General features: G+C 73.8%; 14 protein-coding genes and 1 pseudogene. 10 read left to right on the top strand and 5 right to left on the bottom strand.

Annotation, left to right across the window (positions count from 1 at the left end; translation table 11 throughout):
* Positions 1-155: 155 nt before the first annotated feature.
* The 4 genes and pseudogenes from ABZY33_RS34365 to ABZY33_RS34350 all read right to left on the bottom strand — a co-directional run.
* A pseudogene (locus ABZY33_RS34365) lies at positions 156-1,631 on the bottom strand (FAD-binding protein); the annotation flags it as partial.
* Between the two features lie 26 nt (positions 1,632-1,657).
* Complete coding sequence (locus ABZY33_RS34360) at positions 1,658-3,373, bottom strand: AMP-binding protein (RefSeq protein ID WP_356495642.1); 1,716 nt, start codon at positions 3,371-3,373, stop codon at positions 1,658-1,660.
* Positions 3,374-3,417: 44 nt separating this feature from the next.
* Positions 3,418-3,825, bottom strand: a complete 408-nt coding sequence (locus ABZY33_RS34355; protein ID WP_356495641.1) for a PaaI family thioesterase — start codon at positions 3,823-3,825, stop codon at positions 3,418-3,420.
* The gene (locus ABZY33_RS34350) at positions 3,818-5,368 is read right to left on the bottom strand and encodes a class I adenylate-forming enzyme family protein (RefSeq protein WP_356495640.1); all 1,551 of its coding nucleotides are present in this window, start codon (positions 5,366-5,368) and stop codon (positions 3,818-3,820) included. Before ABZY33_RS34350 ends, ABZY33_RS34355 begins: the two co-directional genes overlap by 8 nt.
* Before the next feature lie 336 nt (positions 5,369-5,704).
* On the opposite strand from ABZY33_RS34350, the gene paaA reads away from it, so the two are divergent.
* Genes paaA through ABZY33_RS34315 form a run of 7 tightly spaced genes read left to right on the top strand, consistent with a single transcriptional unit; the run spans position 5,705 to position 11,639 of the window.
* On the top strand, positions 5,705-6,646 hold the full coding sequence (gene paaA, locus ABZY33_RS34345) for a 1,2-phenylacetyl-CoA epoxidase subunit PaaA (RefSeq protein ID WP_356495644.1): 942 nt from the start codon (positions 5,705-5,707) through the stop codon (positions 6,644-6,646).
* Entirely contained in the window at positions 6,643-6,939 is a 297-nt protein-coding gene (paaB, locus tag ABZY33_RS34340) for a 1,2-phenylacetyl-CoA epoxidase subunit PaaB (protein WP_356495639.1), read from the top strand. Before paaA ends, paaB begins: the two co-directional genes overlap by 4 nt.
* Complete coding sequence (paaC, locus tag ABZY33_RS34335) at positions 6,936-7,790, top strand: 1,2-phenylacetyl-CoA epoxidase subunit PaaC (RefSeq protein WP_356495638.1); 855 nt, start codon at positions 6,936-6,938, stop codon at positions 7,788-7,790. Before paaB ends, paaC begins: the two co-directional genes overlap by 4 nt.
* On the top strand, positions 7,787-8,305 hold the full coding sequence (paaD, locus tag ABZY33_RS34330) for a 1,2-phenylacetyl-CoA epoxidase subunit PaaD (RefSeq protein WP_356495637.1): 519 nt from the start codon (positions 7,787-7,789) through the stop codon (positions 8,303-8,305). The genes paaC and paaD overlap by 4 nt, the downstream gene beginning before the upstream one ends.
* Positions 8,305-9,447, top strand: coding sequence for a 2Fe-2S iron-sulfur cluster-binding protein (locus tag ABZY33_RS34325; protein ID WP_356495636.1), 1,143 nt, complete (start codon positions 8,305-8,307; stop codon positions 9,445-9,447). Before paaD ends, ABZY33_RS34325 begins: the two co-directional genes overlap by 1 nt.
* Before the next feature lie 56 nt (positions 9,448-9,503).
* Entirely contained in the window at positions 9,504-10,730 is a 1,227-nt protein-coding gene (locus tag ABZY33_RS34320) for an MFS transporter (protein ID WP_356495635.1), read from the top strand.
* Positions 10,731-10,790: 60 nt separating this feature from the next.
* Positions 10,791-11,639, top strand: coding sequence for an NAD(P)-dependent oxidoreductase (locus ABZY33_RS34315; protein WP_356495634.1), 849 nt, complete (start codon positions 10,791-10,793; stop codon positions 11,637-11,639).
* 53 nt (positions 11,640-11,692) lie between these two features.
* On the opposite strand, the gene ABZY33_RS34310 is transcribed toward ABZY33_RS34315, so the two are convergent.
* A complete protein-coding gene (locus tag ABZY33_RS34310; protein WP_356495633.1) occupies positions 11,693-12,979 on the bottom strand; it encodes a 3-deoxy-7-phosphoheptulonate synthase class II in 1,287 nt (428 codons plus the stop codon).
* A gap of 572 nt (positions 12,980-13,551) precedes the next feature.
* On the opposite strand from ABZY33_RS34310, the gene ABZY33_RS34305 reads away from it, so the two are divergent.
* The 3 genes from ABZY33_RS34305 to ABZY33_RS34295 all read left to right on the top strand — a co-directional run.
* Positions 13,552-14,490, top strand: coding sequence for a zinc-binding dehydrogenase (locus ABZY33_RS34305; RefSeq protein ID WP_356495643.1), 939 nt, complete (start codon positions 13,552-13,554; stop codon positions 14,488-14,490).
* 88 nt (positions 14,491-14,578) lie between these two features.
* Positions 14,579-15,988: an MFS transporter gene (locus tag ABZY33_RS34300; RefSeq protein WP_356495632.1), complete on the top strand. Its 1,410-nt coding sequence runs from the start codon at positions 14,579-14,581 to the stop codon at positions 15,986-15,988.
* 92 nt (positions 15,989-16,080) lie between these two features.
* Positions 16,081-16,173, top strand: a 93-nt coding sequence (locus ABZY33_RS34295; protein WP_351336173.1) for a chorismate synthase, incomplete at its 3' end; no start/stop codon positions are given.

Below are 16,173 nucleotides of genomic sequence, written 5' to 3'. Positions count from 1 at the left end.
TGGAGTCCCTGCCGGGCGTGGGCAAGGTCCGCGCCAAGCAGATCATGGAGCGGCTCGGGATCTCCGAATCCCGCCGGGTGCGCGGTCTCGGCTCCGATGGCGTGCGGGAAGCGGAAGAACCCGTGCGGGTCCACGGCCCGCTTCACGCGCCGCAGCCGCGGCAGATTGCCGCCGTAGTACGCGTCGGCCCAGTCGGCCAGGCCCGGGTCCGGATAGTTCACGTACGTACGGCCGTTGGAGTACGGGTCCATCGCCGCGAACGCGCCGTCGGACCAGGCGAGCGCCGCGGCCAGCTCCTCGCCCGGCGGCACCGGCGTGCCCAGGCCGACCGAGAAGACCGCGAACAGCTCCGCGTCGCGGTGGACGTAGGCGGTGTCGCCCGGCGCCACGTCATTGGCGTTGCCGCCGAGCGAGAGCACCCCGAGGTAGCGGTACTGCCCTGCCCGCCGGTCCCGGTCGAAGGCCGCCAGCATGTCCGCGATGCCGTCTGCCGGAACGGTCCGGGCGAACATCCGGCTGCGGTGCTTGATCCACGTGGTGCGCGGCAACAGCGCCTCCGGATTGCTGCCGGTGACGTGGCACTGGTCGAGCGCGTCGTTCTCGCAGCCGAACAGCCGCATCATCGCCTTGTCGTAGGCCCGGTCGGCGACCACCTCGGTGACCGGCCGGCTGCCCGCGGCGGCGTACAACTGCGCGAGCAGCGCGTCCAGTTCGGATCGCTCGCCGAAGTGCGCGCCGGAGACCAGCACGACGGGCACCGCGCCCGGCCTCGCGTCCTGCAACAGCGCCCCGGCCCGCGGCGCGAGGTGCGCGGGCGCGGTGTGCGCCCACTGCTGCCACGCGCCGAGCACCCGCTCCGCCTGCTCCCACGGCCAGGTCAGGTCGAAGGTCACCACGTGCGGCTCGCGCGTGGGCGCGAGTTCGAAGTCGGTGACGACGCCGAAGTTGCCGCCGCCTCCGCCGCGCAGCGCCCACAGCAGATCGGGGTGGTCGGTCCGCGACGCGGTCACCGTGCGGCCGTCGGCGAGGACCACGCGGGCCGAGACGAGACGGTCGCTGGCGGGACCGTACTTGCGGAACTGCCAGCCCATCCCGCCGCCGGTCACGAAGCCGCCGGGACACACCGTCGGACAGAACCCGGCGGGCACCCCCAGGCCGTGCGGGGCCAGCGCGCCGAGCACGTCGACCGCCTGAGCCCCCGGCCCGATCCGCACCGTCGGGCCCGTCACCCGCACCCGGTCCATCCGGGACAGGTCGATGACGACGCCCTCGGACGTCGACCAGCCGGTGAAGCTGTGCCCGCCGCTGCGCACCGCTGAGGCCAGCCCGTGGTGCTGGGCGAAGGCGAGGGTGGCCGCCACGTCGGCGGAGGTCTCGCAGTACACCACGCCCTGCGGCGCGACGTGGTCGAACTGGGCCGACGCCAGCTGCCTGGCACGGGCGTACGGTGCGTCGCCGGGCAGGACCACGTCGCCGCGGACCGCCTTGCCCAGCTGCTCCCACTTGGTGCGGCCGCTGCCGCCGGCGCGCGGGGTGCGGGCCTGCACGGCGGCGGCCCCCGCGCCGGTGAGACCGGCCGCGGTCGCCACGGCCGTGGCTCCGCCGCCGAGCAGGCGCCTCCTGTTGATCATGTGGTTTCCCCTCGGGTGGTGGATGGTCACGCGGTGGACGTCACGGGCGGGGTGGCCCGGGCCGGGGCGCCGGTACGCAGCGCGGCGCGGCGCAGCTTCCCGGTGCTGCTGTAGGGCAGTTCGGTGACGAACTCGATCTGCCGCGGGTACTTGTAGGGCGCGATCTCCCGCTTGGCGAAGTCCTGGAGTTCGCGGGCGAGCGCGGGTCCCGGGCAGGCGCCCGGCGCGGTCCGCACGAACGCCTTGACGACGGTGCCGCGGGCGGGATCGGGCGCGCCGACCACCCCGCACTCGGCGACGGCCGGATGGCGCAGCAGGGCCTGTTCGACCTCGGGCGCCGCGATGTTGTAGCCGGCGGAGACGATCATGTCGTCGGCGCGGGCCTGGTACCAGAAGTAGCCGTCGCCGTCGCGGACGTAGACGTCACCGGTGAGGTTCCAGCCGTCCCGCACCTGACGGCGCTGGCGCGGGTCGGCGAGGTAGCGGCAGCCGGTCGGCCCCTGCACGGCGAGCCGCCCCGGCACCCCGTCGGGCACGTCGCGGCCGTCGTCGTCGACGATCCGGGCCCGGAACCCGGGCACCACCCGGCCGGTCGAGCCGGGCCGGATGTCGTGGCCGGCCGCCGCGATGAACACGTGCAGCATCTCGGTGGAGCCGAGGCCGTCGACGATGCGCAGCCCGGTCGCGGCATGGAAGTCGCGCCAGGTCCGCTCGCCGAGCGCCTCGCCCGCCGAGACGCACAGCCGCAGGCCCGCCAGGTCGTAGCGGCCCAGCTCGGGCAGGACGGCGCGGTACGCGGTCGGCGCGGTGAACAGCACGCTCACCCCGAGGGGGCGGACGGCCGCGAACAGCGCCCGCGGGCCCGCGTCCTCCAGCAGTACGGCCCGGGCCCGGGCCCGCAGCGGGAAGACGACCAGGCCGCCCAGACCGAAGGTGAAGGCCAGCGGCGGGCTGCCCGCGAACACGTCGTCGGGGCGCGGGCGCAGCACCTGCCGGGAGAAGGTGTCCGCGATCGCCAGGACGTCACGGTGGAAGTGGGCGGTGGCCTTGGGCTCGCCGCTGGTGCCCGAGGTGAAGGCGATCAGGGCCACGTCGTCGGCGGCGGTGCGCAGCACCGGCGCCGGGTCGGCGCCCTCGGCCCTGCGGCCCAGCTCACCACCGTCGCCGGGCCGGTAGGTCAGCACCGGCCGGCCCGTGGCGGCGGCGGTGAGCGCGTCGGCGTACCGCTCGTCGCACAGGGAGAACCGGATCCGGGCGCGGCGCGCGAGGTCGCCCAGCTCACCCGCGCGCAGCATCGGCACGGTGCTCACCGCGATCCCGCCCACCCGCAGCACGGCCAGCCAACAGGCGGCGAGCCAAGGGGAGTTGGGTCCGCGCAGCAGCACGCGGTTGCCGGGGACGAGTCCCAGGTCCCGGACGAGGACGGTGCCGATACGGGCCACCAGGTCCAGGGTCTGCGCGTAGCTCCAGGTGGCGCCGGCGGCATCGGTCAGACAGGGCCGCTCGCCCGCACCGTCGGCGACGGCCGCGTCGAGCAGCTCGGCGGCGCAGTTGAGCCGCCGCGGATAGCGCACCTCGGGCAGGTCGAAGCGGAACGCGGGCCATTCGGCGGCCGGCGGCAGGCTGTCGCGGGCGAACGTGTCGCGGTACGCGGACGCGGAGAGCGGCGCACCGGCCGCATCCGCGGCCGGCGCCGGCGGTGACGGGGAAAGCGGGGGAGAGGGCGGGGACAGTGGCTGCATGGGCTCCTCCGGCGGCCGCCCGGGGCGGCCGTAGGGGACAGGGCTCAGTGGCCCGCGGATGGACCGGCGGTCGCCACACACGTCAGGCGCGCGACACAGACCAGGCGCCCCCGCTCGTCGGTGACGTCGATGGAGTACGTCGCCTGGGTACGGCCCAGGCGCAGGGCGGTGGCGACACCGGTGACCCGGCCGCCCGTGACGGGCCGCAGATGCGTGGCGCTCAGCTCCGTACCGGCCGCCGCGCCCGGCGCGAAGTGCAGGCAGGCGCCGACCGACGCGAGGGTCTCGGCGAGCACGCACGAGGCGCCGCCGTGCAGCATCCCGAACGGCTGCCGGTTGCCGTCGACCGGCATGCTCCCCTCGACGCGGCCGGGCGCCGCCGAGGTCACCTCGATGCCCAGCCGCCGCTCCAGCTCCGACACCGGGACCGGTGCGAGCGCCGCCTCAGCCATGGACGCCCTCCGCGAGCAGGCGGACCAGCTCCGCGCGGCGGACCTTCTCCGTCGCGGTGCGCGGCAGGGTCCCGTAGGGCAGCTGGCGCACCGGGGCGAGCCCGGGCAGCCCCGCGGTGGCCGCCTCCCAGCGTCCGGGCGCCAGCGGCGCGTCGTCGCGGGTGCACACCACCGGTACCGCCGAGCCGTCCGCGCCCGCGACGACGACCACCTCGCGCAGCTCCGGCAGGCGCTCCATCAGCCGGTCCTCCAGGTCGAGGCTGGAGCCGACGGACTCGATGTGGTCGACCGCCCGGTCCAGCAGATGCAGCCGGCCCAGCGCGTCCCGGTGCCCCAGATCGCCCATCCGCCACCAGCCGCCGTTGAGCTGGGCGCGGAAGCGCTCGTCCTCCCCGAGATAGGTGAGGGCGCGGGTACGGCTGCGCACCTCGACATGGCCGTCGACACCGCGCTTGACCCGGCGCCCCGCCGCGTCGGTGACCCGCATCCGGATCACCCCCGGCAGCGGCCGCCCGACACTGCGCCCGCCCGCCTTGACGGCGGTGCGCAGGGTGACGGACGAACCGGCAACCGGCCCGGTCTCGGTCTGCCCGTACAGCTGGATGAAGCGGGGCTTGGCGCGCCGCGAGGCGCCGAGCAGCGTCTGCACGGTCCGCGGATGCATGGCGTCGAACGTCGCCGCGAAGATCCGCACATCGGCCAGCGGGTCCCCGGGAGCGTCGGCCAGCACCTCCCAGTCCACGAACGTGTTGGGCTGGGTCTCCAGCACCCCGGGCCGGTACGCGGCGAAGAGCGGGCCCACGGTGGCGGGGTCCGGGTCGACGGCCACCAGCAGCGGATTGCCGTGCGCCACCGCGAGCTCCACCGCGGTGTAGAAGCGGGCGTGCACGAAGCTCATGCACAGCGCGACGGACTCCTTGGCGTAGATGCGCGAGGCGACCAGCTTCTGCAGCCGCACCCGGTGCCACAGCGCGTCCGCGGTCTGCACCACCAGCTTCGGCAGCCCCGTGGTGCCCGACGTGTGGGTGATCAGCGCCGGCGCGCGACGCCCGGGCACCGAGGGATCGGGCACCGGCGCGGCCGCGTGGTCGGCCAGCAGCTCGGTGCCGGGCAGCCGCTCACCTGCGCTCAGCAGCACCCGGCGGGCGGCGGACGGCTCGACGCCGGACTCGCGCAGCTTGTCCGCGTCGCTGACCAGCCACGGCGTGCCGAGCCGGCCCAGCAACCGGGTGACCGTCTCTCCGTCCAGCATCGGCGACAGCAGCGCGGGCACCGCGCCGATGCGCTGGATCGCCGCCGCGAGAAGCGCGATGTCGAAGTTGTTGGTCTTGTGGACGGCGACCCGGTCCCCGCCACGCACCCCGGCCGCCTTCAGCCGGGCCGACAACGTCCGCACATGCAACGCCACTTGACGTAGCGTCAGCTGCGTACCGTCCTGCGGAGCCAGCTGCAGCGGCGCATCCAGCACCACCGGCGCATGCGGGTGACGTGCCGCCGCCCGCTCGAACATCAAGCCTATGTAGAAGCCATACCTGCTGCTCACGAAATGCCGCCCCTCTCACCTCGCTGTCCTGACGGCGGCCCACTCTGGTGCGCGCGGCGCCTCGCACCCGGCGCCGTGACACCTTGCTGACACCGCCCGGCACGGGCACGGCAGGTTGCTGTCCCCACCCGCCGGGCCCGGCCCCGCGCCGCCCTACGGTGCTGACACCCGCACCCAAGGAGACCGCTGGTGGGACAGGTGGCAGACAACGACTTCCCGGCGCCCGAGCCGCCCGGGCACGAGGAACTCGTGCAGGAGATCGAGGCGGCCGGGCACCACGCCGCACCACGCCCGGCACGGCGACAGCAACAGCCGGCGCCCGAGGACACACACGAACTGAACGCCCGGTTCGAGGCGCTGATCGCCGCCGACCAGAAGATCGAACCGCGCGACTGGATGCCCGAGGGCTACCGGGCGACCCTGCTGCGCCAACTCGCCCAGCACGCCAACTCCGAGGTCGTCGGCATGCAGCCGGAGGCCCAATGGATCAGCCGCGCCCCCTCGCTGCGACGCAAGGCGATCCTGCTCGCCAAGGTCCAGGACGAGGCCGGGCACGGCCTGTACCTGTACGCGGCCGCCGAGACCCTCGGCGTGGACCGCGCGCGGTTCCTCGACGACCTCGACGCCGGACGCCAGAAATACCTGTCGTTCATCAACTACCCGACCCTGACCTGGGCCGACACCGGCGCCCTCGCCTGGCTCACCGACGGCGCGGCCATCGTCAACCAGGTCCCGCTGTGCCGCTCCTCCTACGGGCCCTACGCCCGCGCCATGGTCCGCGTGTGCAAGGAGGAGTCCTTCCACCACCGCCAGGGCTTCGACGCGCTGTGGGCCCTCACCCACGGCACCGACGCCCAGCGCGCCATGGCCCAGGACGCCGTCGACCGCTGGTGGTATCCGGCCCTCGCCATGTTCGGGCCGCCCACCCGCGAGTCCGTCCACACCGAGGCCTCGATGCGCTGGCGCATCAAACGGTTCACCAACGACGAACTGCGCCAGCGCTTCGTCGACATCTGCGTCCCCCAGGCCGAGGCGCTCGGCCTGCGCCCGCCCGACCCGGACCTGCGCTGGAACGAGGAGCGCGGCCACTACGACTTCACCGAACCCGACTACGACGAACTGCGCCGCGTCATCAAGGGCGACGGCCCCGCCAACCGGCAGCGCATCGCCCACCGCCGCCGCGCCCACGCGGAAGGCGCCTGGGTACGCGAAGCCGCCGCCGCCCACGCCGCCAGACGCCGCGCCCGTGCCGCACAGACGGAGGTACCCGCCGCATGAGCACCCCGGACACCGCCCCGTGGCCGCTGTGGGAGGTCTTCGTCCGCTCCCGCCGGGGCCTCGCCCACATCCACGCGGGCAGCCTGCACGCCCCCGACGAGGTACTGGCCCTGCGCAACGCCCGCGACCTGTACACGCGGCGCGGCGAAGGCATCTCCCTGTGGGTGGTGCCCGCGACCGCGATCACCGCCACCAGCCCCGACGAACGCGACCCCTTCTTCGACCCGGCCGCCGACAAGACCTACCGCCACCCCACCTTCTTCGAACTCCCCGAAGGGGTGGAACACCTGTGAACACCGGCCTCGTAGCGAACGGCGTCGTAGCCAACGACCCTGTAGCCAACGACCCCGTAACGAACGACCCCGTAGCCGACGACGTCGTACAGACCGGCGCCGTACCCGCCTCGTTCCGCTACGTCCTGCGGCTCGGCGACGACGCCCTGGTGGCCGCCCAGCGCCTGTGCTGGTGGGCCACCCGCGCCCCGCAACTCGAAGAGGACGTGGCCCTGGCCAACATCGCGCTCGACCTGCTCGGCCAGGCCCGCGCCCTGCTCGACCACGCCGGCCGCCTCGAAGGACGCGGCCGCGACGAGGACGCCCTGGCGTTCCTGCGCGACGACCGGGAGTTCACCAACGTCCAGCTCGTCGAAGTGGCCGACACCGACTTCGCCGCGGCCGTCACCAGACTGCTGCTCTTCGGCGTCTACCAGGACCTCCTGTACCGCCGGCTCGCCGACAGCACCGACCCCGTCCTGGCCGCCCTCGCCGTCAAGTCCGCCAAGGAGACCGCCTACCACGTCGACCACGCCACCACCTGGACCGTACGGCTCGGCGACGGCACCGAAGAGTCCCACCGCCGGATGCGCCGCGCCCTGGACGACCTGTGGCCCTACACCCACGAACTGTTCACCTCCGACGCGGTGGCCGCCCGCGCCGCCGCCGACGGCACCGGCGTCGACCCCGCCACCCTGCGCGCACCCTGGCGCGAGCGGATCACCGCCGTGCTCGGCGAGGCGAACCTCACCGCACCCGAGGACGGCTGGGCCCCCACCGGCGGCCGCGACGGCCTGCACACCGAGGCGTTCGGACCGTTCATCACGCAGATGCAGGGGTTGCACCGCGCACACCCGGGGGCCCGCTGGTGAGCGCCGAAGAGATCCGCGCCGCCGTCGCGGCCGTCCGCGACCCGGAGATCCGCGTGGTGACCATCGCCGAGCTCGGCATCCTGCGCGAGGTGTCCGTGGACGACGACGGCACCACCGCCGTCACCATCACCCCCACCTACGTCGGCTGCCCGGCCATGGACACCATCCGCTCCGACATCCACCGCGCGGCCCGGAGCGCCGGCGCGGGCGACATCCGCGTCGACACGGTGTGGAGCCCCGCCTGGAGCACCCGCTGGATCGGCGCCGGCGCCCGCGCCAAACTCGCCGCCGCCGGCATCGCCCCGCCCGGCGACACCCCCGAACCGGCGGCCGCCGCCCCCACCGGCACCCGCCTGCTGCCCCTGACCGTCACGGCCCGGCCCGCCGCCGCCCCCGACTGCCCCCGCTGCGGCGGCGCCGCCGAACAGCTCGCCCGCTTCGGCTCCACCGCCTGCAAGTCCCTGTGGCGCTGCACCCGCTGCGGCGAACCGTTCGACCACTTCAAGGAGCACTGATGACCGTCCAGCCGACGGCCCCCGCCAAGGAGGTGCTCCCCTCCGCCCCGGCCCCCTCCCGCACCCGCTTCCACCCCCTCACGGTCACCGCCGTCGAAGCGGCCGCGGCCGACGGCAGCGCCGCCGCCCTCACCCTCACCGTGCCCGCCGCACTGCGCGCCGCGTTCACGTTCCTGCCCGGCCAGTACCTCACGGTCCGCTCCGCCGCCCTCGGCGCCGCCGTCCGCCGCTCCTACTCGCTGTGCTCCACCCCGCAGGAGCTGACCCGGCACGGCGTGCTGCGCATCGGCGTCCGCGCCGTCGACGGCGGCACCTTCTCCACCTACGCGACCCGGCGCCTCGCCCCCGGCGACACCCTGCACGCCCTCACCCCCCAGGGCCGCTTCACCACCGCACCCGACCCCACCCGCACCCGGCGCTACGCGGCGATCGCCGCCGGCTCCGGCATCACCCCCGTCCTCTCCCTGGCCGCGACCGTGCTCGCCACCGAACCGGCCTCCGCCTTCACTCTCATCTACGGCAACCGCACCGCCGCCTCCGCGATGTTCACCGAGGACCTCGCCGACCTCAAGGACCGCTTCGGACACCGGCTCCAGTACGTCCACGTCCTCTCCCGCGAGAGCCAGCAGGCCGGCCCCGAGTCCGGCCGGCTCACCTCCGCCGCCCTGCACCGGCTCCTGCCGGGGCTGCTGCGGCCCGCCACCGTCGACGAGTGGTTCGTGTGCGGCCCGCCCGGACTCGTCGACACCGCCCCACGCGTCCTGGCCGACCTCGGCACGGCCCCCGAGAAGATCCGCACCGAACTGTTCCTCGCCCACCCCGCGACCGCCCCGGCCCCCACCCCCACGACCCCCACCGCGGGCGGACACCGGATCACCGTCCGCCTCGACGGCCGCGCCACCACCGTGACAGCGCCGGCCGGCACCACCGTCCTCGACGCCGCACTGGCGGCCCGGCCCGAACTCCCCTTCTCCTGCCGCACCGGCGTCTGCGCCACCTGCCGCGCCCGGGTCGTCACCGGACGCGTCGAGACGGCCCGCAACCGTACGCTCACCGACCAGGAGCGCGCCGACGACTACGTCCTGACCTGCCAGTCGGTCCCCGCCGGCGACGAGCTGACGGTCGACTACGACGTGGTCTGAGAACGCCCGGCGAAACGACCACCCCCGCGCCCACCACCAGTGAGGTTCGTGACGGCATGACTCTCCACCCCACCCCCGGCCCCCCAGTGGCGACGAGCACCGCCGCACCGGCCCCGGGCACCGGCATCTCCCGCTCCCTGGTGCTCCTGCTCGCCCTGGCCTGCGGCCTCATCGTGGCCAACAACTACTACGCGCAGCCGCTGCTGCCCGACTTCACCCGCAGCCTGCACATCACCACCTCCGGCGCCGGCCTGGCCGTCACCCTCAACCAGCTCGGCTACGCGGCAGGCCTCGTCCTGCTCGTCCCGCTCGGCGACCTGCTCGCCCGGCGCACCCTGGTCACCGTCATGCTCGCCATCGACGCCCTCGCCCTGCTCGCCGCGGCCCTCGCCCCGAACGCGTTCACCCTCGTCACCGTCCTCACCGTCGTAGGCATCACCGGCTCCGCCATCAACATCCTCATCCCCGCGGCCGCCACCCTCGCCCGCGACGACCAGCGCGGCGGCGTCGTCGGCACCCTGATGACCGGACTGCTCCTCGGCATCCTGCTCGCCCGCACCGTCGCCGGCGTCATCGACGAGGCCATCGGCTGGCGCTGGGTGTACGGCATCGCCGCCGCCGTCATAGCCGCCCTCGCCGTGGCCCTGCGCCTGCGCCTGCCCGACATACCCGCCACCCGGGGCGCGAGCTATCCCCAACTCCTCGCGTCCGTCGGCTCACTGGTCAGATCCGAGCCGTTCCTGCGCCGCCGCATGGCCATCGGCGCCCTCGGCTTCTGCTGCTTCCAACTCCTGTGGACCGCACTGCCGTTCATGCTCAACGGCGCCCCCTACCACTACTCGGCGGCCACGATCGGCCTGTTCGGTCTGCTCGGCGCCGCCGGCGCCGCCTGCGCCCAGCCCGCCGGACGCCTCCAGGACCGCGGCGTGGCCCACGGCGCGACCGGCGCCCTGCTCCTCGTCATCGGCGCCGCCTGGGCACTCACCGCCGGCGCCGGCGCCGGCCTCGCCCTGCTGATCGCCGGCATCCTCGTCCTGGACATCGGCGTCCAGGGCGTCCACGTCCTCAACCAGGCCCGCATGTACGGCTACCCGGCCTCCATCCGCTCCCGCGTCACCAGCGCCTACATGACGGCATACTTCCTCGGCGGCTCCCTGGGCGGCGCCCTCGGCGTCTTCCTGTACACCGCCGCGGGCTGGGCCGGAGTCTGCGCCGCCGGAGGCGCCCTCACCGCGCTCGCCCTGCTGCTGTGGCTCACCGACCGCCACCGCGCCCCCGCCTGACCGGCCCGCGACACCACCACTCAACCGGCGAAACCCCGCACAACCACAGGAAGTGAACCCATGCGCATCTTCGTAGCCGGAGCCACCGGCGCCATCGGCCGCAGGCTCCTGCCGCTGCTGATCGAAGCCGGGCACGACGTCATCGGCGCCACCCGCACCCCGGACGGCGCGCAGCACCTGCGGGCCCTCGGCGCCCACGCCCACCGACTGGACGCCCTCGACGCCGAAGCGGTCACCGCCGCACTCGCCGAGCACACCCCCGACGTGGTCATGCACCAGCTGACCTCCCTCGCCGCCGGAAACCCCGCCGACAACGCACGCATCCGCATCGAAGGCACCCGCAACCTCGTCGACGCCGCCAAGCGCGCGGGAGTCGACCGCATCATCGCCCAGTCCATCTCCTGGGCGTACGAGCCGGGCACCACGCCGGCCCGCGAACAGGACCCGCTCGACATCCACGCCGGAGCCCCGCGCGCGACCACCATCGGCGGCATCCGCGCCCTGGAGGACGCCGCCGCCGAACTCCCCCACCACGTCGTCCTGCGCTACGGCACCCTCTACGGCCCCGGCACCTGGTTCGCACCCGGCGGCCTCATGGCCGACAAGCTCACCGCGGGCGCCCTGCCCGCCAACGACGGCATCTCCTCGTTCGTCCACGTCGACGACGCGGCCCGCGCCGCTCTCGCCGCGCTCGACTGGGCCAACGGCCCCGTCAACATCGTCGACGACGAACCGGCCCCCGCCCGTGCCTGGGCCCCCGTACTCGCCGACGCCCTGCGGGCCCCCGCCCCCGAACCCACCGAAGGCGGCGCCCCCTGGGAGCGCGGCGCCGACGCCACCCTCGCCCGCTCACGCGGCTGGCACCCCGCCCATCCCACCTGGCGCACCGGCTTCCACGCCCAGAACTGACAGCACCCACACGAAGGGCCCCGGGGAAACTCCCCGGGGCCCTTCGCCGCACCTCAACCAGCCAGCAACTCCGCCGTACGGAACGCCATCTCCACAGCCTGCGCATGGTTCAGCCGCGGATCACACGTACTCTCGTACCGCTCGTGCAGCTGCTCGAGGAGCACACCGTCGCCGCCCCCCACGCACTCGGTGACATCGTCGCCCGTCAGCTCCAGATGGACACCGCCCGCACGCGTACCCAGCGCCCGGTGCACCTCGAAGAACCCCGCGACCTCATCGAGCACGGCATCAAAACTACGGGTCTTGTGCCCACTGGGCGCCGCGAACGTGTTGCCGTGCATCGGATCGCACAGCCACACCGGCCGCAACCCCTCCGCCCGCACCTTGTCGACCAGCGCGGGCAGCACCTCACGCACCCGCCCGGCCCCCATCCGCGAGATGAACGTCAGCCGCCCCGGCTCCCGCTCCGGATCGATCCGGTCGGCCAGCGCCAGCACCTCGTCGGCCGACACCCCAGGACCCAGCTTGACCCCGACGGGATTACGCACCCGGGACGCGAACTCCACATGAGCGCCGCCCAGCTGACGCGTGCGCTCACCGATCCACACCATGTGCCCCGACAGCGCGTACGGGCGCCCGTCCGGACCCGGCCGCATCAGCGCGCCCTCGTAGTCGAGCAGCAGCGCCTCATGACTGGTGAACACCGGCCCCGCGGCACCCGGCACACCACGCAGCAGCGGCGCGAACCGCTCCCGCGCCCGCGCCGCCGCCACGAAGTCCGCGTTCCACGCCGCCACCTCACGCGCCCCCGCGAACCCCTCGACGGCCAGCGCCCGCACCAGATTCACCGTCGCCGCGGACGCACCGTACATACGAAGCAGCCGCCCCGGATCAGGACGCCGGGCCACCGCGGTGAACGCCGCCGCGTTGACCGCGTCACCCCGATACGAAGGCAACGAAACGCCGCCTCGCACCTCCACGGCCTGCGAACGCGGCTTCGCGTACTGCCCCGCCATCCGCCCCACCGTCACCACCGGCATTCCGGCACCCGCCGAAAGTACCGCGGCCATCTGCCGCAACGTACGGACCTTCGCCCGCACCTGCCCGGACGAGATCTGATGAAAGGCCTCGGCACAGTCACCGCCCTGCAACACCAGCGCCTCACCACGGGCGACCGCCGCCAGACGCTCCCGCAGCAGATCACACTCGGCGGCCAGCACCAGCGGCGGCAGCACACCGAGCTCGGCGACCACCCCCCGCAACGCCGCCTCATCGGGCCAGTCCGGCCGCTGCGCCGCGGGCAGCCCCCGCCAGCTGTGCTCGACGGCCGGAACACTCAACGCATCGACGGACGGCGGATGCCGGGGACCAGAAGCAACAGGAACATGGGTGGACCTCACGGCCAGATCGAAGAGACTCATATGGGGGCGTCCGCGGTGGGCGACCTGCCACCGCATTCCTCTCTGTGTCGGCGGGTCGTGAACACAACAGCGGCGCGACACACCGTGTCCGCCGCGACCGCGGCCCCAAGGGCACAGCGGAAGCACGAGCCCACTGTGGACGCCCACCACCCCCACCGAAGCCGCACTGACACCTAGCTGACGCACCGCCACCACGACCTGGCAGCTAGCTGCTCACTGACGCGATGTCTCCATCGACACATCCCCGGACCACCTCGGTAGCACCTGCCTTGAACGCCCCCACCCCGGTGCCTACCGTCGAAGACACCGGCCGGGACAGCGCATCCCGTCCGCCCGCCCAGGACGTCGGTCGAACCCACCAGGCCCCGCAAGCACCCCGCGGCCCCAGGGACGGCCAGACGGTGGACGGCGCGGACACCTCAGCACACCACTCGTGGAGACCACAGGAGTCAGCCATGCCCGGAACCCCCACACCCGACAACGACGGCCCCATGCACGCACTGCTGCCGACCGGGCGGCCCGAGTCCATGGTCGAACTCGGCGAGACCACCCGGCCGCGGCCGGCCACCGACGAAGCCCTCGTCGAGGTCCGCGCCTTCTCCATCAACCGCGGCGAGGTCTTCCAGCTCCACGGCCCCCTGCGCCCGGGACACGGCAGGCCCGGCAAGGACATCGCCGGCATCGTCGTCCGCGCCGCCGCGGACGGCTCCGGCCCCGCCGCGGGCACCCGCGTCGTCGGCCACCCCCCGGCCGGCGGCTGGGCCCAGTACGCCGCCGTCCCCACCCACTCCCTCGCCGCCCTCCCCGACCACCTGTCCTACGAGACCGCGGCCGCCCTCCCCCTCGCCGGCCTCACGGCACTGCGCCTGCTGCGCGTCGCGGGCCCCGTCACCGGCCGCCGCATCCTGCTGACCGGCGCCTCCGGCGGCGTCGGCCACTACGTCACCGAACTCGCCGTCCACGCCGGCGCCGAGGTCACCGCCGTCACCGCCACCCCCGAACGCGGCAAACACCTCGCCGAGTTCGGCGCCACCGTCGTCCACGACCCCGCCCACGCCACCGGGCCCTACGACATCGTCCTCGAATCCGTGGGCGGCACCTCCACCCCGCAGAGCCTCGCCCTGCTCCGCGAACGCGGCCTCATGATCTGGTTCGGCCAGGCCTCACGCCAACCCGCCGAACTCAGCTTCTTCGACTTCTTCAAGGGCCCGCGCTCGGCATCCGTACGCCACTTCCACTACGAGCACTTCGACGAGCCGTTCGGCGCCGACCTCGCCGAACTGGTCCACGAGGTCGCACAAGGCCGACTGCACCCGCGCCTCGGCCGCGTCGAGGACTGGCGACACACCGCCACCGCCCTCAACGACCTGCGCGACCGGCAGATCACCGCCAACGCCGTACTCACCGTCAGCGCCCCCGACACCCCCTGAGTACCGCGACGCCCCGCGCGCGGCAGCACACCGAAGCCCCGCTTCGCCCGAACGGACCCGTCCCACCAGCCCTCACGATTGGAACGTCATGGCAACCGCTGTCATCGACGCACCGGCCGCCCCGCCGGCGCCCCGCATGACTTCGCGTCAGCGACTCCTGCTCACGCTCCTGCTCGGCTCCCAGTTCATGCTGGCCGTCGACTTCTCCATCCTCAACATCGCCCTCCCCGACATCGGCAACGGCCTCGGCTTCTCCCTGGGCAACCTCCAGTGGATCTCGACGGCCATGATGCTGCCGTCCGCCGGCTTCACCCTCCTGTTCGGCCGCTTCGCCGACATCGCCGGCCGCCGCAAGATGCTCCTCGTCGGCATGGCCCTGCTCGCCCTCGGCTCCCTCATCGGCGGCCTCGCCACCACCCCCGAAGTACTGCTCGCCGCCCGCGTGCTGCAAGGCCTCGCCTCCGCACTGGCCACCCCCGCCGCCCTGTCCCTGCTGACGACATCCCTCCCCGAAGGCCCGCTCCGCGACAAGGCCCTCGGCCTCAACGGCACTCTGATCTCCGCCGGCTTCACCGTCGGCGCCATCTTCGGCGGCGTCCTGACCGACCTGCTCAGCTGGCGCTGGGCCTTCTTCATCAACGTCCCCGTCGCCGCTGCCATCCTGCTCGCCGCCCCCCGCGTCATCCCCGAGAGCCGCGGAGTGCGGACCAAGCTGGACATCCCCGGCGCCATCACCGTCACCGGCGGCCTGCTCGCCCTCGTCTACGGCGTCACCACCGCCGGCCAGCAGGGCTGGGGCGACCCGACCGCACTGCTGAGCCTGGCCGTCGCCGCCGCCCTGCTCGTCGCCTTCTGGCTGGTCGAGCTCAAGGCCGAGGCCCCGCTCGCCCCCGTCCGCGTACTGAAGCGCCAGTCCGTCAAGTGGGGCAACTTCGCGGGCCTCATCACCTTCACGATGGAAAGCTCCGTCATCTTCCTGCTCACGCTCTACCTGCAGGAAGTCTTCGGCTACTCCCCGCTCCAGACCGGTCTCGCCTTCTGCGGCATCGGCATCGCCTCCTTCATCGGCGGCATGGTCGCCCCCCGCGCGATCGGCCGCTTCGGCAACCGCAACGCCCTCGCCGGCGGCCTGCTCCTCCAGGCCATCGGCACCGGCGCCCTCTTCCTCGTCGGCAACGGCGGCGCTGGCTCCCTGGTACTCATGCTCGCGGCCTCCTCGGCCGGCGCCTTCGGCCACCTGAACGCGATCGTCGGCTACATGGTCACCGCCACCTCCGGCCTGCCCGACGGCGAGCAGGGCCTCGCCACCGGCCTCGCGTCCATGACCCAGCAGGTCGGCATCACCATGGGCATCCCGGTACTCAGCTCCATCGCCACGGCACGCATCGCGGCAACCGGCTCCACGCTCAGCGGCATCCACACCGCGCTGCTCGTCGACGCCGCCATCGTCCTCGCGGGCTCGGCCATCGCCTACGCCGGCCTGAGGCGCCGTCACTGACCCACCGCAGTACGGCAGTCGCGTGGTGCGAAGGACGCGTTCCTTCGCACCACGCCGCACTGCTTTCCACCCACACGCAAAGGAGAGCACCGTTGAGCAGGTTGCGCTGGCTGACCGCGGGGGAGTCGCACGGACCCGCGCTTGTGGCGACGCTGGAGGGGCTTCCCGCCGGGGTGCCGATCACC

Origin of the sequence: Streptomyces sp. NPDC006552 (assembly GCF_040611655.1) — a bacterium.
Classification (GTDB): Bacteria; Actinomycetota; Actinomycetes; order Streptomycetales; family Streptomycetaceae; genus Streptomyces.
This window is presented reverse-complemented; position numbering and strand designations above follow the sequence as displayed.